Source organism: Terriglobia bacterium (assembly GCA_020072815.1).
GTDB lineage: Bacteria > Acidobacteriota > Terriglobia > Terriglobales > Acidobacteriaceae > Angelobacter.
The window spans coordinates 13068-33817 of sequence record JAIQGE010000007.1 but is presented as its reverse complement, the minus strand read 5'-3'; the positions used below and the strand labels follow the sequence as shown (position 1 = coordinate 33817).

The 20750-nt window shown below is 59.0% G+C and carries 19 protein-coding genes; 6 read left to right on the top strand and 13 right to left on the bottom strand.

The features are described from left to right. Nucleotides 1-369 precede the first annotated feature (369 nt). Nucleotides 370-597 carry an RNA chaperone Hfq gene (locus LAO20_10485; protein ID MBZ5531849.1) on the top strand — a complete coding sequence of 76 codons (228 nt, stop codon included), beginning with the start codon at nucleotides 370-372 and terminating at the stop codon, nucleotides 595-597. A 9-nt stretch (nucleotides 598-606) separates the two neighbouring features. Beyond that, the gene (gene pnuC / locus LAO20_10480) at nucleotides 607-1233 is read left to right on the top strand and encodes a nicotinamide riboside transporter PnuC (GenBank protein ID MBZ5531848.1); all 627 of its coding nucleotides are present in this window, start codon (nucleotides 607-609) and stop codon (nucleotides 1231-1233) included. Nucleotides 1234-1464: 231 nt separating this feature from the next. On the opposite strand, the gene LAO20_10475 is transcribed toward pnuC, so the two are convergent. From LAO20_10475 to dcd, 3 genes are all read right to left on the bottom strand, one after another. Next, the gene (locus LAO20_10475; GenBank protein ID MBZ5531847.1) at nucleotides 1465-2124 is read right to left on the bottom strand and encodes a hypothetical protein; all 660 of its coding nucleotides are present in this window, start codon (nucleotides 2122-2124) and stop codon (nucleotides 1465-1467) included. 1243 nt (nucleotides 2125-3367) lie between these two features. Then, nucleotides 3368-3811, bottom strand: coding sequence for an IS200/IS605 family transposase (tnpA, locus tag LAO20_10470; GenBank protein ID MBZ5531846.1), 444 nt, complete (start codon nucleotides 3809-3811; stop codon nucleotides 3368-3370). Nucleotides 3812-4273: 462 nt separating this feature from the next. Beyond that, nucleotides 4274-4828: a dCTP deaminase gene (dcd, locus tag LAO20_10465; protein ID MBZ5531845.1), complete on the bottom strand. Its 555-nt coding sequence runs from the start codon at nucleotides 4826-4828 to the stop codon at nucleotides 4274-4276. Between the two features lie 155 nt (nucleotides 4829-4983). On the opposite strand from dcd, the gene LAO20_10460 reads away from it, so the two are divergent. Both LAO20_10460 and LAO20_10455 read left to right on the top strand, forming a co-directional pair. After that, nucleotides 4984-5253: an integration host factor subunit beta gene (locus LAO20_10460; protein ID MBZ5531844.1), complete on the top strand. Its 270-nt coding sequence runs from the start codon at nucleotides 4984-4986 to the stop codon at nucleotides 5251-5253. A gap of 36 nt (nucleotides 5254-5289) precedes the next feature. Next, on the top strand, nucleotides 5290-6360 hold the full coding sequence (locus LAO20_10455) for a site-2 protease family protein (protein MBZ5531843.1): 1071 nt from the start codon (nucleotides 5290-5292) through the stop codon (nucleotides 6358-6360). Here LAO20_10455 and priA read toward each other — a convergent pair. Beyond that, nucleotides 6352-8790: a primosomal protein N' gene (gene priA / locus LAO20_10450; GenBank protein MBZ5531842.1), complete on the bottom strand. Its 2439-nt coding sequence runs from the start codon at nucleotides 8788-8790 to the stop codon at nucleotides 6352-6354. The genes LAO20_10455 and priA overlap by 9 nt on opposite strands. Before the next feature lie 375 nt (nucleotides 8791-9165). Here priA and LAO20_10445 point away from each other — a divergent pair, with 375 nt between their 5' ends. Further along, the gene (locus LAO20_10445; protein ID MBZ5531841.1) at nucleotides 9166-9387 is read left to right on the top strand and encodes a hypothetical protein; all 222 of its coding nucleotides are present in this window, start codon (nucleotides 9166-9168) and stop codon (nucleotides 9385-9387) included. Between the two features lie 52 nt (nucleotides 9388-9439). Here the strand turns inward: LAO20_10445 and LAO20_10440 are convergent, their stop codons facing one another. The 6 genes from LAO20_10440 to LAO20_10415 all read right to left on the bottom strand — a co-directional run bounded on the left by LAO20_10440 (nucleotide 9440) and on the right by LAO20_10415 (nucleotide 15748). Continuing rightward, nucleotides 9440-10135: a 1-acyl-sn-glycerol-3-phosphate acyltransferase gene (locus LAO20_10440; protein ID MBZ5531840.1), complete on the bottom strand. Its 696-nt coding sequence runs from the start codon at nucleotides 10133-10135 to the stop codon at nucleotides 9440-9442. 38 nt (nucleotides 10136-10173) lie between these two features. Beyond that, on the bottom strand, nucleotides 10174-11601 hold the full coding sequence (mpl, locus tag LAO20_10435; GenBank protein ID MBZ5531839.1) for a UDP-N-acetylmuramate:L-alanyl-gamma-D-glutamyl-meso-diaminopimelate ligase: 1428 nt from the start codon (nucleotides 11599-11601) through the stop codon (nucleotides 10174-10176). A 9-nt stretch (nucleotides 11602-11610) separates the two neighbouring features. Beyond that, nucleotides 11611-12549, bottom strand: a complete 939-nt coding sequence (locus LAO20_10430) for an LD-carboxypeptidase (GenBank protein ID MBZ5531838.1) — start codon at nucleotides 12547-12549, stop codon at nucleotides 11611-11613. Beyond that, on the bottom strand, nucleotides 12542-13324 hold the full coding sequence (dapF, locus tag LAO20_10425; GenBank protein ID MBZ5531837.1) for a diaminopimelate epimerase: 783 nt from the start codon (nucleotides 13322-13324) through the stop codon (nucleotides 12542-12544). Before dapF ends, LAO20_10430 begins: the two co-directional genes overlap by 8 nt. Before the next feature lie 53 nt (nucleotides 13325-13377). Continuing rightward, nucleotides 13378-14079 carry an MgtC/SapB family protein gene (locus LAO20_10420; protein MBZ5531836.1) on the bottom strand — a complete coding sequence of 234 codons (702 nt, stop codon included), beginning with the start codon at nucleotides 14077-14079 and terminating at the stop codon, nucleotides 13378-13380. Between the two features lie 67 nt (nucleotides 14080-14146). Continuing rightward, on the bottom strand, nucleotides 14147-15748 hold the full coding sequence (locus tag LAO20_10415) for a hypothetical protein (GenBank protein ID MBZ5531835.1): 1602 nt from the start codon (nucleotides 15746-15748) through the stop codon (nucleotides 14147-14149). Nucleotides 15749-16155: 407 nt separating this feature from the next. Between LAO20_10415 and LAO20_10410 the strand changes: the two genes are divergently transcribed. Next, nucleotides 16156-16551 carry a VOC family protein gene (locus LAO20_10410; GenBank protein ID MBZ5531834.1) on the top strand — a complete coding sequence of 132 codons (396 nt, stop codon included), beginning with the start codon at nucleotides 16156-16158 and terminating at the stop codon, nucleotides 16549-16551. 207 nt (nucleotides 16552-16758) lie between these two features. Here LAO20_10410 and LAO20_10405 read toward each other — a convergent pair whose 3' ends face one another. From LAO20_10405 to LAO20_10395, 3 genes are all read right to left on the bottom strand, one after another. Continuing rightward, nucleotides 16759-17682, bottom strand: a complete 924-nt coding sequence (locus LAO20_10405; GenBank protein MBZ5531833.1) for a sugar kinase — start codon at nucleotides 17680-17682, stop codon at nucleotides 16759-16761. Next, entirely contained in the window at nucleotides 17682-18566 is an 885-nt protein-coding gene (locus LAO20_10400; protein MBZ5531832.1) for an S-methyl-5'-thioadenosine phosphorylase, read from the bottom strand. The genes LAO20_10405 and LAO20_10400 overlap by 1 nt, the downstream gene beginning before the upstream one ends. Before the next feature lie 478 nt (nucleotides 18567-19044). Beyond that, nucleotides 19045-20628, bottom strand: coding sequence for a hypothetical protein (locus LAO20_10395; protein ID MBZ5531831.1), 1584 nt, complete (start codon nucleotides 20626-20628; stop codon nucleotides 19045-19047). Nucleotides 20629-20750: the final 122 nt, after the last annotated feature.

Genomic DNA, 20750 nt, shown 5'->3' with positions numbered 1-20750 from the left:
TAAATTCGTCGGCAAAGGTCATTGAACTTCCAGTCAATTGAAACTGGCATCCTGCTGTGATAGCGTACCAAGAACGCCCGCAACTGAAATCCAGCTCCAACGATTGGGTTCAGCTCGGCTGCCCAAACCGGCGCCCCGGCCGGCAAGGTTTTTTGCAGGCGGGAGACGGGAGCAAAGAAGAGGGTCATGAAGGACGCAATGGACGCAACTGCCCCACGCCAATCCCCCGATCGCACGGACGAAGAATTCATCAGCCGCAAGCTGATTCGCCCTTCGCTGGGCGCCGCTCCTCCGCGGACGGAGCCGGTGCAAGAGCGCCGCGAACGCCTGGAGCGCACCGACCGCGCGCCCAACAACGGTCCGCGGCGGATGAACTCGTCTGACCAGACGCACGCGGAAAACTACTATTACCAGAAACAGATCCAGGGCAAGACTCCGGTGGTGGTGGTGCTCAAGGACGGCGAACAGGTGCAGGGCGTCATCGAGTGGTATGACAAGATTTGCATCAAGATGGTGCGCAACGGCGGATCCAACGTGCTCATCTACAAGCCTGCCATCCGCTATATCTACAAAGCCGGCGAAGCGATCAAACCGTAAGGCCTAAGCATGGGCCACGTGGCGAACGCGGTCTTGTATTTCGTCTTACACTTCATACTGGCCAACTGGCAAGAACTCCTGGGTTTCATCACCGGGGTGCTGTGTGTCTGGCTGCTGGTGAAAGAGAACATCTGGAACTGGCCGGTGGGGATCGCCAACAACATCTTCTACATCCTCATCTTCTTTCAGTCCGGCCTGTACGCCGACATGGGTTTGCAGTTCGTGTACATCGCCATCGCGCTTTATGGATGGTGGAACTGGCTGCATGGCGGACGAAACCACTCTGAGCTGGCCGTAAACCGGGCTTCCCCAGCGACGCTGCTGGCGTACGCGGGCGTCGCGGCGGCCGCCACCGGCGTGCTCTACTTCCTGCTGCGCCGCTTCACCCCCAGCACCGTCCCCTTGGCCGACGGCCTGACCACGGCCATGTTTCTGACCGCGCAATACATGATGTCGCGCAAGATCGTGGAGAACTGGTGGTTCTGGATCATCGGCGACGCGCTGGCCATCGGACTGTACATCTACAAAGATCTTTATCTGACGGCCGTGCTGTACGTGGTGTTCATGGCCATGTGCGTGGCGGGATTGGTCGAGTGGCGGAAGACGGCGAGCCGGGTGGCGATGGTGGCGGCGTAGATCAGGAGTTTTTCACCAAGGAGGCACGGAGAAGAGCAAGAGAGGCCTTTGCCGGAGCTACCACCGTCACAAGGTAACGACATTGCAACGCCAACGACAGCCCAGCGCCGGAGGCACGAGGGACCATCAGCGGGGAGGCGCTGGAGAGACCCAAACCCAACTTTCTCCCAAATTTTCAAAGAACCAATTCTCAGCCGCCTAGGCAGCAATCCTGATCCGCGGTCATCCGCGTCAATCCGCGGCAAGACTTTCTTCTTCAAAATTCACCCGGCCAACGTTGCTCAACGCCAGTTGCAGGTAGTAACCCAATATTGACGCCTGCTTGTACTCCAACTTTCCGTCCACCACCGCCTGCGCGCCTTTGGCGATCGCCGCATGGATCGCGTTGGCGTCGCCCAGGTTCGGCAGCTCGATCCGCTGCGGACGCGCCTCCTCCAGCATTAGGTGCATGTGGCAGTATTTCTTGCCCCGAACCCTCGGGGCCCGGCATGTCCCGCCGCTGGCTTTCCGGTACCGGCAACGCGGGGCGTTGTTCGCCCGCTCCAGCGTGCTCCTCATCTTGTTGAAAATTTTCTGATTTGTCTCGTCAAATTCCAGCGCTTTCTCCTGCAAGCGCGGATCCTGCTCCAGGCATTCCCGGTATTCTTCAAAGCACGCTCCCAACTTCTTCAACAGTTGGGCCGCTCTGGTTGAAGTCCAGGCCTGCCGTTCCCGTTCCTTGTGCTCGCGTGCCCGGCGCTCGTCGCGCTGCCGCATTAGGACCGTGCGCTCGTCCTGCGTCCTCGCCTCGTTCCATAACGCCCGCTCCGCCGCGTTGAAGCCCAGCGCGTCTTCGCCCGGAGCGTAACCAAAATCGTCATTCACGCCATACGGCGGACGATACCCATCCATAAATCTCTCCTTGCTCTTGCTGCTCCTACTTGGGGGCGATTGCTCATGGTCTTGGTTTTCAAATTACCCGATTGCCAAATTACTCAATTACCAATTTCCCTACCCCCACCCCCGGTTCCTCCTTTTTCGTTGAAAACAAAGGCACAACTCCATTCGACCGGCCGGTCACCGCCCGGTCACCGGTCAGTCATCGAACGGTCACCGCACGGTTGACCCCTCTTTTTTGCCTCGTTTCGGCCTCGAATCCCTATGTTTCCTGCTTTCGACTCTTCTTGCCTTTCCTGAGGACCGACTGCTGAGTGCTCAAAGGCTTCTTTATTAGCGAATACATAGCGAATCATACGCCAAATCCTAGCGCATTCGGTAGCGAAAGTAAAGGGAATACACGTCTATTTTTTGAAAGAGAAACGCCCAGCGCCGGGCGTGGAATGACTTACCCAGGCTGGCACCGATAAATTGGGGCTTGACCGCCTGGCATGACCCAGCGCCGAAAGCGCGAAATGAGTTGGCCGGTGGCGATGGAAAGGGGTTTTGACCGTCTCGGATGTTCCAGCGCCGAAGGCGCGAAATGAGTTAGCCCAGGCCGGAAGGCCTGGGCAATGGGGAGGGAAACCAAGCAGAGCCCGTAGGGGGCGGCATTCAGATACGATAATCGAATTGGCAAACATATTTCGGCACACAAGTTTTACAACGATATGACCTGATTTCGCGTCTTCATTATTATTAATGAAAAAGCGCATGCCATTCTTCAAGGAGAATTTTTATTGCCAGGAGAAAGATTAGGACGACGCCCAACCATTCGATAATTAGCTTTTTTGCTCGGAGAGGACTCACACTGACCTCCAGAATTTTTTCTTCTGTTTTGGTTCAGTGCGACTTAAAACCAGTATGAATCCAAACTCCCAACTGTCAAGACCCCGTATGTGCTTCGAAATTGCCTCAGCCACTGTGCACAGCAAAAACGGGCGCCAGGAGGCGAAAAACCAGGTCGTTTTGCGGCCTTAAACGTACCCGCTAATCTCTAAATTCAGAAATTACGGGTTTTAAACCACTTACAAATCTGTGGAAATCTTCCGAAAATATTTTTTCTCTTTCGCATATAGGGCACTCCCCACCGTCGCTCTCAAGGCGACAACACTGCAATCGCAACGGCAATCCAGCGCCGTAGGCGCGAAATGAGTTAGCCCAGGCCGGAAGGCCTGGGTAGGATGGTAAAAGACTCACGAGCGCCGTAGGTGCGGCACTATCCAAATACGTACTTGGGATCAAACTCGATCCGGTGTTTCTTGAGCAGGGCAATAAACTCTTGCTCAAACGTCATCTTGCGGTGGTGCTTGGGCTGGTTGCGAATATACCGCTCGACCGCGGCGAGGTTCGACTCGCTCACACTGAACGCTCCATACCCTTCCTGCCACGCAAACTTGATTCCGTGCTCATTCATCCACTTCGAAGAGTTTGATTTCAGCAACGACACTGCTTTGGCCAACGCCAAAGCCGGAGGTACCTGGATCAGCAGGTGGACGTGGTCCTCGATGCCGCCGTTGGCCAGGACCAGGAATCCATGATTTCGTCCAATTCCGCCCATGTAGGACCACAATTTGGGCTGCATTTGTTCGGCGATGATCTTCCGGCGCTCTTTCGTGCTGAAAACAACGTGAAGATGGTTTTGCGAATAGGTGTGTGACATGTATCGCCCCTCCGGGGCTCGCCATTTTAACCTATCCCTACCCAGGCCTTCCGGCCTGGGCTAACTCATCCCGCGCCTCCGGCGCTGTAGCAGCTTGGTAATTGCGGTTGGCTCTGAAAAGGCACTGTGTTTATTCCGGCTGCTCGACCCTTCGCCCGCGAGACAAATGGGAGGTGCTTACTCCAGCGCCGCTTTCAAAGTCATGATACTGCACCCACGACAACTCCAGCGCCGTAGGCGCGGACTGAGTTAGCCCAGTGCGTCCCGAGGCGCGTAACACGCGCCGAAGGGCAAGCGCTGGGTAAGCAAAGAAAGAAATCCTTCCTTACTGCCGTAGGCCGGAGCGCAGCGAAGCGACAAAAGAACAGCACGCGCTCACCGCCGTTCCCACCCCTATCCCGGCCTTGCGCCACTCCACCGACCCAAGACGCAATTCCTCTCTGTGCCCTCTGTGGTAAACCCTTACAGCTTCGGCAGCACGATCCCCGCCTGCTTCTGGTACTTGCCGGCTTTGTCTTTGTAGCTGACTTCGCACGGCTCGTCGCTTTGGAAGAAGAGGATCTGGCACAGGCCTTCATTGGCGTAGATCTTGGCCGGCAGCGGCGTAGTGTTGGAGATTTCCAGGGTGACAAAGCCTTCCCACTCGGGTTCAAACGGCGTGACGTTCACGATAATGCCGCAACGCGCGTAGGTGGACTTGCCCACGCAGATGGTCAGGACATCGCGAGGTATTTTAAAGTACTCAACGGAGCGGGCCAGGGCAAAGGAGTTAGGCGGCACCAGGACGGACGCTCCTTTCACGTCGATAAACGAATTGCGGTCAAAGTTCTTGGGGTCAACGATGGAGGAGTTCACGTTGGTAAAAATCTTGAATTCATCGGCCACCCGCAGGTCATATCCGTAAGAGGAGAGCCCGTAAGAGATCACGCCTTCGCGCATCTGGCGGTCATTGAAGGGGTTAATCATGTCGTGTTCCAGGGCCATTCTGCGGATCCAGCGGTCACTTTTTATCGCCATTGGTATGAGGGTCCTTGAGGTGCTGTAGAGTCGTTTTTCCGGGTGTGACGAAGAAGTCATCTTACTTGGCCTATTGGGGCATTGACAACCGGCGTGAAAGTCCAATAATATCTGCAAGTTACGCCCCCTTTGCAGAATTTGAGGAGAGCTGACCCGTGATTAAGCTCGATATCATCAACGAAGTGGTCAATAAAACCGGCATTACCAAGACCAAAGCCGAGCTGGCGGTGGAAACCGTGTTTGACAGCATGAAGAAGGCTTTGGGCCAGGGCGAGCGCATTGAGTTGCGCGGCTTCGGCGTGTTCAACGTGCGTCCGCGCAAGACTGGCATCGGGCGTAACCCGCGCACCGGCGCTGAGGTCAACATTCCTCCCGGCAAAGCCGTGCGCTTCAAGCCGGGCAAGGAATTACAGTCCATCGACTAAGAGCCAAGGCTGCCGAGCACAGGGCCATCCGTATCAATGCCGGACCAACTATCTCCTCCGCTGGAATACCAGGTCTACGATCCTGAGAGCCGCGAGATCAGGGTGTACGTGATCCATCCGCCCAAGCGGCGGTACTGGCTGCACGCCCTGCTCTTCCTGGCGACCATATTCACCACGCTGTGCATTGGCGCGCGCTTGCAATACAACTTTGACCACCACTTGCCGGCGTTCTCCAGCAGCGTCTCCGATGATCTGGACTACTGGCCTTACTCCTGGGCGCTACAGGATTGGCGCCGGCTGCTGCTGGGCGCTCCGTTTTCCGCCTGCCTGCTGGGCATCCTGACCGCGCATGAGTTCGGGCATTTCGTTCTTTGCGTGCGCCGCAAAGTTTACGCCACGCTTCCCTTCTTCATTCCCGCGCCAACTTTGATCGGCACGCTGGGAGCGTTCATCCGCATACGTTCTCCCATTCGCAACCGCTCGGATCTTTTCGATATCGGAATTGCCGGGCCGATCGCCGGGTTTGTCGTGGCCGTGCCTGTCTTGTTCTACGGACTGATGATGTCGTCGCCGATGCCCGCCGGCATGGCCCAGAACGATCTGGTCTTCGGCACGCCGCTGATCTTTCATCTGGTCCACCGCGCGCTGGAGTTGTTCGGCAACCACTTGGGCGGCCAGTTCGCGGTGAGCAGCCTGTATCTTCATCCTGTGGCCATGGCCGCGTGGGTGGGCATGTTCGCCACCGCGCTCAACCTGCTTCCCGGAGGACAACTGGACGGCGGACACATCATCTTTGCCCTAAACCCGCGCTGGCATCGCCGCATTTCCCTGCTCACCGTCACCGTGCTGCTGCCGTTGAGCTGGTTTTACTGGGCCGGATGGATGCTCTGGGCCATTGTGCTGCGCATGACCGGAGACCGCCATCCTGACGTTCCGCTTTCTCCCGCACTGGACAAAAAGCGGCTGTGGCTGGCGGCGTTTGCCTTGTTCATGCTGATCGTCACGCTGGCGCCCGCGCCCATCACCAGCAGTAAATCCGATGAACCTTCAAGTCTGCAGGGAATCGTGGAGCAATATCATAAGAATCATCCAGCAAAATCAAAGTAATGACAGCGCGTCCACGTCCGCGATAACGCTGGTGCGGGGAATTTTTTGTTCGTCGGCGAAGGCCAGCATGCGGCGCAGCGCCGCGTTGAGTTTTTCGCGACCTTCGCCCTTGACGATGAAGTGATAACGGTAGTCGCGCTTCAATCGCATGATCGGCGCCACGGACGGTCCCAGCACGCGCAAGCCTTCATTGCGCGTGGATTCAAACCAGTGAGCGAGCTTTCCTGTCCACTGCAAGGTTTGTTCCAGCTTGTCACTGCGCACCAGCACGTTGGCCAGCGCGCTGAACGGCGGATAATGCATCCATTTGCGGAAGCGAATTTCCTTTTCGTAGAACCCGTGATAGTCGTGCCGCTGCGCAAACAGAATCGCGTAGTGATCGGGATGAAAAGTTTGCAGGACCACCTTGCCCGGCGTCTCGCCGCGCCCCGCGCGTCCCGCGACTTGCGTCAGCAACTGGAAGGTGCGCTCCGCTGCGCGAAAATCAGGGAAGCCCAGCGCGTAGTCGGCGCCCACCACGCCCACCAGCGTCACGCCGTGAACGTCGTGCCCTTTGGCGATCATCTGCGTGCCAACGAGCAAATTGATTTCGCCGGCATGAAATTGGTTGAGCACGCGCTCAAAATCGTGGCGCGTGCGGACCGTGTCGCGGTCCAGCCGCCCGATGCGCGCCGTGGGAAACGCCGCGTGCAGCCGCTCTTCCACTTTTTCCGAGCCTGCGCCCAGGAAATAAATATGTTCGCTTTGGCACGCCGGACAAACTTTAGGCACTGGCTGGCGATATCCGCAGTAGTGGCATTCCATACGATAGCCGGCTTTGTGAAACGTGAGCGCGATGGAGCAGTTCTTGCATTGCAGCGAATCGCCGCACGCGCGGCACAGCACAATGGACGAATACCCGCGCCGGTTCAGCAGGATCATGGCCTGCTCGCCTCGGCCCAGGCATTCGGTGACTTCCTCGATCATCTGCCGCGAGAACAACCGGTCTTCGCCGCTCTGCTGGAAGTCAAACTTCATGTCCACCACTTCCACTTCCGGTAACGGACGCCGCTCCACGCGCTCTTGCAGCTCAATCAGTTGATACTTGCGCGACTCCGTGTTGTGGTACGACTCAACCGACGGCGTGGCTGACGCCAGCACCACCGCGGCGTTGCTCAGCTTGCCGCGCATCACCGCCACGTCGCGCCCGTGGTAGCGCGGCGTCTCTTCCTGCTTGTACGACGCGTCGTGTTCTTCGTCCACCACAATGAGCGCCAGGTCGGCGACTGGCGCAAACACCGCGGACCGCGTGCCCACCACGATGCGCGCTTCGCCCCGGCGAATGCGGTGCCACTGCTCGGCACGCTCGTCGCCAGACAAAGCCGAGTGCAGGATGGCGACTTGCTCGCCGAAGACCTGATGCAGGTTTGCGGCCGCCGCGGGCGTCAGTCCGATTTCCGGGACGAGCAATATCGCCGCACGGCCCGCCTCCAACACCGACTGCATCGCCGCCAGATAAACGGCGGTCTTGCCCGAACCGGTTACGCCGTGCAGCAGCGAGACGGAGAACTTCTTTTCGACAACTGATTTCTGAATGGATTGCAACGCGGCCTTCTGCTCCGCATTGAAAATAAAGTCAAGATGCGAAGGGCCTCGCTTCTTCAAGCCTCCAACATGGAACTCCGCCGCTTCTTCTTCTATCTCCACCAGGCCGCGCTTGACCAGAGTCTGCAACGTGGTTCGCGGGACGGGTAATTCTCTGATCTCTTCCACCGCTGCGCGGCCTTGACCTGTTTGAAGAAGCCTGGCTTGTAGAAAGGCGATGATCGTTTGCTGGTTGGCGTTGAGCTTGGCTGCGGGTTTGCCTTCTTCGGGCAGTTTGCTTTCCACTGGCTTGAGCACCGCGATCTCCACCGTGCGTCGCGCGTCGCGTGCTTGCGAAGCGTCCTCCCGCATCACCCATTTCTTGCGGACCAGATTGCTGAGCACCTCGCGGGTCGCTCCGGTGGCCGAACGCAGCGTTCCTTCCAAGGCCTCGTCTGACATGGCCAGGTAATCGAGCACAGCGTGCTCCACCATCTGCGCGTCAATATCCTGCTTGGAGCGCCGCGACGACCCGGCCGTCGCCGAAGCATGCAGCGCGTCATGACCGGCGTCGGTGATGCGGTAGATTTTGGCTTTCTTGATCTCCGCCGCCAGCGGCAGCATCGTTCTGCAGACTTCGCCGATGGGCGCCAGGTAATACTGGGCAATCCATTGCCCCAGCTTCATGAGGATGGCGTCCAGCACCGGCTCGGCGTCCAGCACCTGCAGCACGGTCTTTGCCTGCATGGAAGGCGGCCGGTCATGCAGCGCGGTGACTACGCCGGAGAGCCGCTCATTGCGAAACGGGACCAGGACGCGCCCGCCGACTAGCGGCGTATGGTCACCATTGAGATAGGTGAACACCATGTCCAACGGGACCGGCAGGGCGACGTCACAGAATTGGGGAAGCGATGGCAAGGAACAATTGTACGGGCTGCCCCCTGAGTCGGCGAATCACGCCTTTCCTCTGCGACCTCAGCGCCCTCTGCGGTTACGCATTCGAGATCACCCGATTTTCAATCTGCGTCATCAGCGTTCATCAGCGGTAAGGTTTGCCTGCGATCCCGGCGACCACCGACGACCGTGTGGCACCGGCACTCTTGCCGGTGCTCTTGTTCTTACGCTGCGACGTCTGCATCCTCTGCGGTGAATCCGCCTTTCCCGATCACCGGATCACCCGATGGCCCGATCTCCCGATTCTCTCAGGTTGTATCATGTAATTTGAGGTTTCATGGAGCTACGATGAAGTTTCCCATCAAAGTTTGTGCCGTCTGCTCAGAAGAGTTTGAGTTGAAGCCGGGCAAGCCCGGTTTCGCCAACCGCTGCCCAGCATGCAGCGAAGCGGAGGCTGCTGAGCCCGCGACCAAGCGCCGCATGGACGCCGACGAACGCAAAACGGCCAAGGAAGCCAACGAGGCCCGCCGCCAAGCCATGCGCAATCTGCTTTATCGCAAAGATAGTTAGCACCGATTTGCTTTGCGCTCTTTGCGTCCTTTGCGTGAATCCGCCTTCCTGATCACCCGCTCCTCTTCTCTTCCGGCAGCGCGCTCTCAATCGCCACCTGCACCGCTTGCATCAGCTCTTCGCGGGAAGAAAACTTCTTTGGGTCAACTGGCGGATGGAACACCAGCGTCGCCGTCCCGCTGCGGATGAGGTTGCTGCCTCGGGGCATCAGCTCGGCCGTGCCCAGCACGGTGATGGGAACGATGGGAAAGCCGGTTTCCGCCGCCAGATGAAACGGACCTTTCTTGAAGGGCCGCAAACGCCCGTCGGGCGAGCGGGTGCCTTCCGGATAAATGGTCATGTTGATGCCGTGGCGCATGACTTCGCCGGCGCGATGCACGCTGTCAATCGCCGACTCGCGGTCTTTGCGGTCCACCGGAACAATTTCCGCCAGCTTCAGCGCCTGGCCCAGAATCGGAATGCGCCACAGTTCTTTCTTGGCCAGCACCGACGTGCGCCGCGGAATCATGGGCACCAGCACCGGCGGATCAAGATTGGAAACGTGGTTGGACATAAAGATGTACGTCCCCTGGGGATCAATCTTGTCCAGGCCGATGAGTTTGACCTTGACGCCGGCGATGCGCACGCCCAGGTAGGCGAAGCCGGTGCCGAGAAAATACAGAAAGCCGATCTTGCCGGTGATGAGCGTCCAGGGAAAAGCGATGAGCGCGCAGGGCGGGACCGCGACCAGCAAGAACACCAGCGCCATCGTGGTGCGGACGGCGGCCACCAGCGTCCGCAGCGTTTTCATAATGCCCGAGGGGCCCCGCGCAGTTCTTCCAGCTTGCGCGGAAGCTTTTCATAAATTCCGCCAAAGCCGCCGTTGGAGAGAATGGCTACCACGTCGCCCGGTTGCAGTTCGGGCGCAATCTCTTGGACGATCGCATCGGCGTCGGGCAGTTCGCGGGCCGGTTTGCCCGCGCGCTTCAGCGCGTTGACCACCGTGGAAGTCGCCAGGCGTTCTTCTTCCGGAACCGCTTCAGGTTTGAAAATGGTGGTGATGATCACCTGGTCGGCCAGCGCCAGGCTGGCGACCAGTTCTTTCTGCAGGACTTTTCTGCGCAGCGTGTTGGACCGCGGTTCAAACACCGCCCACAGCCGCGCAGCCGGATATCGCGTGCGCAGCGCCTGCAGCGTAGCCGCAATGGCCGTGGGATGATGGGCAAAATCGTCAATGATGGTGATGCCGTCAATCTCGGCTTTCACTTCCAGGCGGCGCTTCACGCTCTTGAAGCTCTTGAGCGCCTCGGCAATCACCGCCGGCTCAATGCCGTAGTGGGCGGCCATCGCCGCGGCGGCCGTCGCGTTGAGCACGTTGTATTCACCGGCAAGAGAAAACTCAAAGTCCGCCCAGGGCTGGCCTTCCCGCAGGACTTGCCAGGTCGTGCTCTCCGGCGCAAAGTTCATGTTGACGATCCTCCAGAACGCGCCTTCGCTCAACCCGTAGCGTTCCACAGGCGTGAACGCTTTGGCCAGGCACTCGCTCACGTTGGCGTCGGCATCGTAGGCGATGATCTTGCCGCGTCCGGGGACCATGTTCACCAGGCGCTTGAACGCTGTTTTCACCGCGCCCAGGTCGGCGTAAATGTCCGCGTGATCAAATTCCACGGAAGTAAGAATGATGGCCTGCGGAAAGTAATGAAGGAATTTGGGGCCTTTGTCGAAAAACGCGGTATCGTATTCGTCGCCTTCCAGGATGAAGTGTTTGCCCTGGCGAAGGGCAAAACTGCTGCCGAAGTTTTCCGCAATCCCGCCCACCAGAAATGACGGGTCTTTGCCGGCTTGCTGAAAAATCCAGGCCAGCATGGACGTGGTGGTGGTCTTGCCGTGCGTTCCCGCCACGACGATCGGCTCGCGCGTGCGCAGAAAGAAATCGTAGAGCGTGTCCGGCATGGAGCGGAACGGAATGCGTTCGTTCAGGACGTGTTCCACCTCCACGTTGCCGCGCGAAATGGCGTTGCCGATTACCACCCAGTCGGGCCGCGGCTTCAGGTTGGTCTCGGCGTACGGCTGCGCCACCGGAATGGCGATGGACGCCAGAAAATCCGACATCGGCGGATACGCCGCCGCGTCTGACCCGGTGACTTTGAACCCGCGCTGTTTGAGCAGCCCGGCCAGTGACGCCATGGCCGTGCCGCAGATTCCAATGATGTGTACGTGCTGCTGGTCCACGATAATTCCAGATTAACGGATTTGCGTTGCTGCTTCCAATATCTTCAGGACTACGCCCTGCGGCCCGGCGGTCAGCTCCGCTTGCACGCCCAGCGGCAGCGTGACGTTGCCGCCGGAAACGTGCCCGGACTTGAGTCCGTACGTGATGGGCACGCGGTATGGCTCCAGTACGCGCTTGATGACCTGCTGCAACGTGTACGTTTCGCCCGCGGGCGGCACACAATCCAGCATTTCGCCGAACACGAACCCGCGCACCCCGCGCAATTTGCCCGCAAGATGCAACTGCATCAGCATGCGGTCAATGCGAAACGGCTTTTCCGCCACGTCTTCAATAAACAGGATTGTGCCTTCGGTCTGGACTTCAAACGGAGTTCCCAGCGATGCCGCCACCATGGACAGGCACCCGCCGTACAAACGTCCCAGCGCGTTGCCGGGCTGCAACACTTCAACGCCGCTGCCGGGAACCGTCCACGAGCTTGCGCCCTGTAAGCAGTTGTTCCAGCTCACGTTGTCGAAAGTTCCGTCAGCAATGTCCTTGGCCAGCATCGGGCCGTGGAAGGTGACCAGGCCCGTGCGGTCGGTGATGGCCGTGAGCAGCGAAGTAACATCGCTGCAGCCAAGCAGGATTTTAGGATGCTTTGCGAACAAGCCGAAGTTAAGTTTGTCCAGCAGGTAGTTGCTGCCGTAGCCGCCACGCACGCAGATCAGCGCGGCAATATCATCGCGGACCAGCAAGCCTTCCAGCTCGCCCAGCCGCCGGCTGGCGCTGCCCGCGAAGTAAAGGTCGCGATCAAAAATATCTGGCGCGAAGACCGGCTCGTATCCCATCTGCCGCAGGCGATTGCAGCCGGCTTCAAAGGCCTCGCGGTTGAAGCTGCTGGCCGGGGCCAGGATGCCAACTTTATCGCCCGGCTTCAGCGCCGCAGGTTTTATTGTTTTTGCCTCAGCCAAGAAACTCACCTCGGCAAATCAGCTCGGCGCTTCCGCGCAGGAAAACGCTGTTGCCTTCCCATCGGACAATCTGCGTTCCGCCCACGGCCTGCACCTGCACCGGCGACTTCACTTTGCCCGCGGCAATCGCCGCCACTGCGGACGCGCACGAGCCCGTCCCCGATGACTGCGTTTCCCCTACGCCGCGCTCGTAGAAGCGCACTTCGATGGCGTTTGGGCCGGGAATGCGGACAAACTCCACGTTGACTCCATCCTTGAAACTAGGCTGGCGCTGCACTTCCGCCGCATGCGCCGCCCAGGCAGGAGGAAATTGGCTCACCAGAATCACATAATGTGGATTGCCCATGGAAACCGGCGTGCCGCGAACTTCGCCCGCGCTGGTGGTCAGCGAAAACGGCTCGCCAACCTTCGGCTGGCCCATGTCCATCGCAAACTCGTAACGGTTGTCCGCGCGCGAAATCAGTTCACAATGTTTCACACCCGCTCCAGTGCGGATGGCCAGCTTCTCCGCCGCGCCTCTCGCAACCAGGTACGCCGCTACGCAGCGCGTGCCGTTGCCGGAGATTTCCGCTTCGGTGCCATCGGCGTTGATCAGCCGGATCTCCGCATCGCAGTCCTGGCCGGGGGACAGCCACTCCACGCCGTCGGCGCCCACGCCGTGGTGGCGGTCGCAAATCCGCTTGCTGAACTCCGCCACGCTGGCGGGGGCATGCCGGCCTTCGATGATCAGAAAGTCATTGCCGCACGCTGAAGCCTTGGTAAAGGGTGTGGTCATGGGAGATTGATCTCGGGTTCAGGAGCTATCTTTACTTTGGGAGTCATCCTCGCTTAAGACGCATCCTGGGACTCGACGACAGATTCATAGTCGCGCAGGTCTGGCGAAAGGCGCATGCGGTCGGCCAGTGCTTTGTGCTCGCTGCGCGTCGCGTCCACGCTAAAGTCTACTCGTCGCTGGCCATTGGTCCGGCTCAATCGCATATTGTGCAGCTCTCTGCCGCTCTCCTTGAGAGTGGAGTTGATTTCATCCACAATCTCGTCAACGGACTTGCCGGTGACCACACTGTAGCTCATGCGCAGCGGCTTCAGGTTAAAGCGGGTCTCCATCTGGCCCAGCACGATCAGCGCCAGCACGATCAGCACCGTGGAAAATCCGGCCAGCAGGTAGAGTCCGCCGCCGCACGCCATGCCCACCGCTGCAACCACAAAGATGGTGGCCGCCGTGGTCAGCCCGCTCACGCCGCCTTTGGAACGCAGAATGGACCCGGCGCCGATGAAGCCGATCCCGGGAATGATCTGCGAGGCGATTCGTGTCCAGTCACCCCCTCCCCCAAGTTCCGCAGAGAGGATGGTGAACAAGGCCGAGCCGAAGCAGATAAACATGTTGGTGCGCAGGCCGGCAGGCCGTCGTTTGATTTCGCGTTCAATGCCAATGATCCCGCCCAGCACCGCCGCCAGAGCGAGCGCAACCAGGTGCTTGGAAACCAGAGTCTCAAACGGAATGTGAGGAATCGCCACTAGCGCGTAGATCATTGCCGGCTAATCTTGCCCGATTGTAGCACTCGCGTCAGCGCGTGAGTCGTAGCATTGCGAATACAGTCTACTCAATGCCCGGTTTTCGACTGCGGGTGCTTGAATAATAGATGACAGCCTTTTGCCCGCCCGGAGTACCCACCGCGGCAACCTCTTCCAGCCCCTGCGGAAATAGGCGGACGGAGCGGGCAACATCGTCGCCTTGTAACGCAACTACATAGTCTGCCGAAAGCGCGGGCTGGGACAGCGCGATTTCCCAATACGGCGGATTGCTTTCCCGCAGCACGCGGCGGAATGGAATGCCGGCCAACTGGACCGCGCCCGGATGCGTGCCGCAATCCATCATGATCGTCGCCGATGGCGGCAGTTTCTTGAGCTCCGCCGCCAGCAAGCGATCGAAATCCATCCGAACTTGGCCGTTGGCCTGGGCTTCACGCAGACAGATAGGCGCGCTCTGCCACACCGACGCGTAGCTGATGGCGACGGCCACAACCACTGCGCTCGCCGCCAGGCGCGGCGTAAAGAATTTGCTCAGAAATTCGCAGCCCAGTGCCACGAACACCGCCACAGCAGGCAGCAACTGCAAACCGTAGCGCACGTTGTAATAGCTGAAGGGCCACCAGTCGGGCAGATAAATAGGCACGCTGCCCCATGCCATCATCACCACATAAAACGGGACTGGGACCCACAACAGCGCCCACGTCCAGAAGCGGCGGTCAAAATAAATCATAGCCAGCAGCGCCACAAAAGCCGCGGGCAACATCAGGTACTCAGTCCGTCCCTGTCCCATATTCAACCGGACCGTCTTCAGGAAATACTGCGCAGCCACGCGCGGTGAGTTTTCTCCCGGATACGTGTGCATGGTCGCGGTCCGTGTGCGCTCCTGGATGGCATGCGCCGAGTAAGGACCGTTGGCAAACTCCAGCGCGTTGTCGTACGCCGCGTGGTTGTAAGCCAGCCATACGCCCGCAGTCGCGCCCGTGAGCAGAAGAAATCTGATCAGCCCGCGGCGCACCGGCCACGCCGTCAAGCGAATCTTCCACGCAGCCGCGAAAGCCGCCACGGCCACCACCGCGGCCAGCAACCAGCCGTCGTAGCGGACCAGCATCGCCGCGGAAACCACCATCGCGCATTTTTCCAGCGCGCGCCTTCCCTGCCCCGGATCGTCTTTGGCCGCGCGCGCGAACTCGGCGAAATACACCGCGGTCCACACGAACAGCGCCAGGTACAGCGGCTCGGTCATCGCCGTGGACTGCATATAGATCAGGTTGGAATTCAGCGCGAAAATTGCCGCCGCGATCCATGCCGCCGTCCGCGAAGCCATTTCGCCGACGAGACGCAACACGCCCAGCGCGCCCGCAACGTATGCGACCAGCGAAGGAATCGCCGCGCCCACGCCGCTCTGCCACAGCCAGTTGTTGGCGACGAAAGGCAAATCGAGCACGTGCGGCAGCGGCAGCCACACCGTCCCCAGTTGAAACAAGCCAGGCGTCCGCGAATCAAACACCCTCCGCGCGATGTTGATGTGGGCCACCGCGTCGCCATATAAGAGGATGGCGTTCTGGCGATAGTAGAAGACCAGGGCAGCCGCTCCAACCAGGCTTGTCAACAGCGCCAGCAACGCGTAGTCGCGCCCGCGGACCTCCTGTTGGGAACTTTGTGGCTGCATAGGTTTGTAGAAGTCTCTGCCGAAAGAATTCTATATGGACGCCACGGCTTGACTCGGCCCGCGAGCTTTGCTAACTTACCTGCCGTACCTCGCGGGTCCTGACCATCAGCCTAAAGATGTCAGGGGCCCTACCTACGATTCTCCTCGCAGGATTCGTGGATGGAGGAGATTGCGAGCATAACGATGGCGTGTGCTTGCTCTTCTTCAGGTTGGGAATCCTGCCGTTCGGTCCCCAGCCGCGGAGCGGCCACTAACGAGGAGAATCCATGATCAACAAAACCAAATCCATACTTTTACCCTGCGTGCTCGCGCTGTGTCTTGGTGCCATAGCCACCGCCGCGCCTCAGTCCAACAATTCATCGCCGTCGCCGGCGTACAATCAAAACCAACCCAAAAAGGAGAAGCCCGTGAAATTCAACAAAGTCACTCCCAACCTCATTGTCGCCGACATGGAAAAGAGCCTGAAGTTCTATCGCGACGTACTCGGCTTCTCCGTCTCGCAAACCGTGCCGGACAAGGCGCCCTTCATCTTTGCCTGGATGCAGCATGGCGATGCCGTTGTTTTCCTTAACCAGCACATGCCGCCGCAACCCGGCCAGCCTGACTTGTTCGCCGGACGCCAGATCGGCGGTACGCTCAGCTTGTATATCGCCATGGATGGCATTGATGAGTTCCTCAAGACCGTGGAAGGCCGCGGGGTCAAGCTCGCCGTGCCGCTGCACAAAGAGTTTTATGGGATGAAGGAGTTCGCCGTGTACGATCCCGACGGCTACCTGCTGATCTTCGCGGAGAGAGTGGAGTAGCCGGTTCGCCTACTTCCGAAGTTCCGAACCCCGGCGCAGTTTGCCGGGGTGAGGAATCCCTATCGTTCTAAAAAGCACTGACGGGAGAGGGCACGACTTTGTGAACCAAAAGCCGCGAGGCCGGCTTGCGCGCCGAGCGGCTTGCTGCAAGCGCTGAGTGCTTTCGCAACGCAGCTATGCACGCTGGCGGTTTGGAGCGGAGCGACATCAATCCAGATGCGTCAGTTCGCGGAACACTTTATAGCGTTCGTCAATCTCTTCGCGCGTGAGTTTCTGCAGGCGCTCGGTGCCGAAAGCTTCCACGGCGAACGATCCCATCACGCCGCCGTAGAACATGGCGCGCTTAAAGACGTCGCGAGTCAGCTTTTGTTGCGACGCAATGTAGCCCATGAAGCCGCCGGCAAAGCTGTCACCGGCGCCGGTGGGATCGGTGACTTGCTCAATCGGCAACGTGGGCGCGCGAAACGGATGCCGCCCGATGCCGAAAGAGCCGTCCTTGAAGAACACCGTGGCGCCGTACTCTCCGTGCTTGATCACCAGCGCCTGCGGGCCCATGGCCAGCACTTTTTGCGCCGCCCGAGCCAGGCTGGCGTCGCCGGCGAGCATCTTGGCTTCCGTGTCATTGATCAGCAGCGCGTTCACCTGCTTGAGCATCTCCAGCAGGTTCATGCGGTGGTCTTTGATCCAGTAGTTCATGGTGTCGCCGCCCACAAACTTGGCGTGGTGCATCTGCTTGCGCACGTTGACCTGCAGCACCGGATCAATGTTCGCTAGAAATACAAACTGCGTGTCTTTGAACTTCTCCGGGATTTGCGGATTGAAGTTGCCAAACACGCCCAGTTGCGTGTCCAGCGTCTTGGCTTCATTCACGTTCTCGCCGTATTCGCCGGCCCAGAAGAAGCTCTTGCCCGCTTCCCGCGCGATGCCGCTGATGTCAATCTTGCGAGCGAGGAAGACCTGCTCTTCTTTTTCCGTGAAGTCCTCGCCCACTACGGCGACGACGCGCACCGGCGTGAAGAAGCTGGCCGACAAAGAAAAATACGTGGCCGCGCCGCCCAGGATCTTGTCGGTCTTGCCGTAAGGAGTTTTGATGGCGTCAAACGCAACGGAACCTACCACAAGCAAGGACACTAGGGCTTGCCCTCCTGGGTCTTGGCGAGATATTTGTCCAGCAACAGCGCCAGTTTCTGCCGCGTGGCCGCGGGAATCTTGGTGGGATCGGTGAGCAGCGCAAACTCCAAGGCCGACCCGCATTTGCATTTGCGCTCTTTGGGCATCACGGCGATGGCCTGCTTCACCACTTTCGCCGCGTTCTCCGCATTGGTGTTCAGCACTCTTACGATCTGCTCCACCGTGACCGAATCGTGCTCCGGATGCCAGCAGTCGTAGTCGGTCACCATGGCCATGGTGGCGTAGCAGATCTCGGCTTCGCGCGCCAGCTTGGCTTCCTGCAGGTTGGTCATGCCGATCACGTCCGCGCCCCAGCTGCGGTACAGGTTCGATTCCGCCTTCGTCGAAAACTGCGGGCCTTCCATGCAGACGTATGTCCCGCCGGACTTGCCCACTACGCCAATGTCCTTACAGGCTTGTCCGATGGCCGTCCCCACTTCCGGACATACCGGATCGCCGAAGCCTACATGGGCAACGATCCCATGGCCAAAGAACGTTGAGACACGGTGAAACGTACGGTCAATAAACTGGTCAGGGATCACGAAGTCCGTGGGCTTGTGCTCTTCTTTCAGCGAGCCCACGGCGGAGACGGAAAAGATCCGCTCCACGCCCAGGTCTTTCATCGCGTAAATGTTGGCGCGAAAATTGAGCTCGCTGGGCAGGATGCGATGCCCGCGTCCATGACGCGCGAGAAACGCCACTTTGCGGCCTTCCATCGTGCCCAGTACGAAGGCGTCTGACGGTTCGCCAAACGGCGTCTGCACCGTGACTTCTTCCATGTTGGTGAGCCCGGGCATGGAATACAAACCGCTGCCGCCGATAATGCCAATCTCAGCTCGCTGCAAACAGTCTTCTCCTCAAGCAATATTCAAACTCGTGATTATAGCGAAGGGCGCAGATAAGACGCGACGATGTCATTTTGAACGAAGCGCCGCAGGCGCCAAATGATCTAGCTCCAATGCTGTTCGCCTACGACACGACAAATCCGCACAGGCCATGTGCCCAGCGCCGTAGGCGCGAAATGATTTAGCTCCAATACCGTTCGTCTACGAAAGGACAAGTCCGCGCAGAGCCATCGTGTGCCCAGCGCCGTAGGCGCGAAATGATCTAGCTCCAATACCGTTCGTCTACGACACGACAAATCCGCACAGGCCATCCTGTGCCCAGCGCCGTAGGCGCGAAATGAGTTAGCCCAGGCCGGCAGGCCTGAGGAAGGCGGGAAAAACGATTCAAGCCCCGTAGGGGCGACACTCCACATTCTTTATTTCGAAGAGCCAGATCATCCAATCGTTGACTGGCTTATTTCGTGCCGTGTGTTTCGCCCTACTGCGCCTGCTTCAACCCCGCCTGGATCAGCTTGTCGGCATACGCGGCGTCAAAGCTTTCCACCGCCACCACCATTGCGCCGGTCTGCTGAACAAAGATAGGGCCGTCAGCGCTGGTGTAGCGTTTCAACCCAGGTTTTGCTGGATCATCGGCCAGATGTTGCAGGCCGCTATAGCGCTGCGGCAGGGCTGAGAGATAAATCCTGGCGAACTCCTGCGCCGAGGCCTCCGTCGCCCACTTGGACGCGTAGTACAGGCCCACGTGGGAAGAAGAGTTGGTGTCGCCCGGCTTGGCGCCTTTGCGACCGGCAGCGTAGTAGGAGCCGCCGCGCCAGTCCTGGCTGAGCCGCTTGGCCACGGCATCTTCGGAATAGACCTTGAGCAGAATCGTCACATCAAATTCGCCGACCGCGCCCACGTCGAAGGGCTCGTAGTCTTTTTTCAGGAAGCTGAAATCGGGCAGATAGAGCGGCGGAATGTGATGTCCGGCGAGATATTCCTTGGGCTGCAGGATTTCATGCGTCGTCTGCGGCATGCGGTCCAGCACGCCGGTGTAAGCCAGCTTCTTGCCGCCCGCCATCAGCAACTCTTTGATGAAATTCGTCCCCTGGCGATAAGGAAAGATCAGTTCTTCGCGCAGCAGCAGGGGCGCGCTGTCAAACAGCGGGCTCTTGCCGTCTCCGCTTTTGTCCATGGAGCTTTGCATCATGTCCACGAACTGCGGGGAATCTTCCACGCTCTTGCCCACCTGGGACAGCATGTAATCCAGCAGCACGATCATGCCCTGGCCTTCCATCACCGCGCTGCGGCAGGTGGACTGCTCATCGTTGTCAATGGCCGCTTTCAGGTCCTGCAGGCTGCGCTTCTCAATCTCTTCATCATGCTTGCTCATCTTGAGCAGGTCATAGCTCTGGTCCTGCAGGGCGTGGGTGAGCTCATGCGCCATCACCGGCTTCTGCATGATGGGAGAAATCCAGTCCAGCAGGTTCATGGTCTTGGTTTTTTCGTCGTAAAACCCGGCCACCTGCTCGGCCAGCAGCTTGATCATGAAGTCGTGCAGGTTGAAATTGCGCGGCAGCAAGCCAAACTTCTTCAGCACCAGTTCGGAGCGCTCAAAGCGGATGCGGTCCACGTCCGTCTTGAATTTTTCGCTGATGTACTTTTCCACCTGCTCCCGACTGATGATGGCCTTCTTCACCTCGTGCTTGATGGGCAGCAGCGTGTCTTTGCTGACAAAGTGCAGCACTTCGTCCACGGTTGCCAGCAGTTCTTTGGCTTCGTCCGGAGTGAGCTTGTGGTTGCCCTCCATCTCCTCCGTGTCTTCCGTATCCACGTGCGCTGGCGGGACTTGCGGCTTTTGTGGCGAAGCTTGCGGGGACGCTGCCTGCGGACTGGTGGCCGACGGCGCGGGCGTTTGCTGGGGCGCGGGTTGCGACGGCGAAGACGGTTGCTGAGAAGAAGACGGCTGCGGGCTCTGCGCCCAAGTAAGAGTGGTTAAAAGGCAGAAAACAACGAGGAAAGAAAAGAAAGATTTTTTCATTGAATAGATCAGCGGGAACTTGCTCTCCTTGCGATTGGCCATCCCATTTTCAGCGGACCATGGGCATCCAAATCAGCGCTGCAAGATATTGTACGCTCTGCGCCGCGGTGCTTTGTTTCGATAGCTTTGTTTGGTAGCGGATCAACTCGTACTGCCCCTTCGCT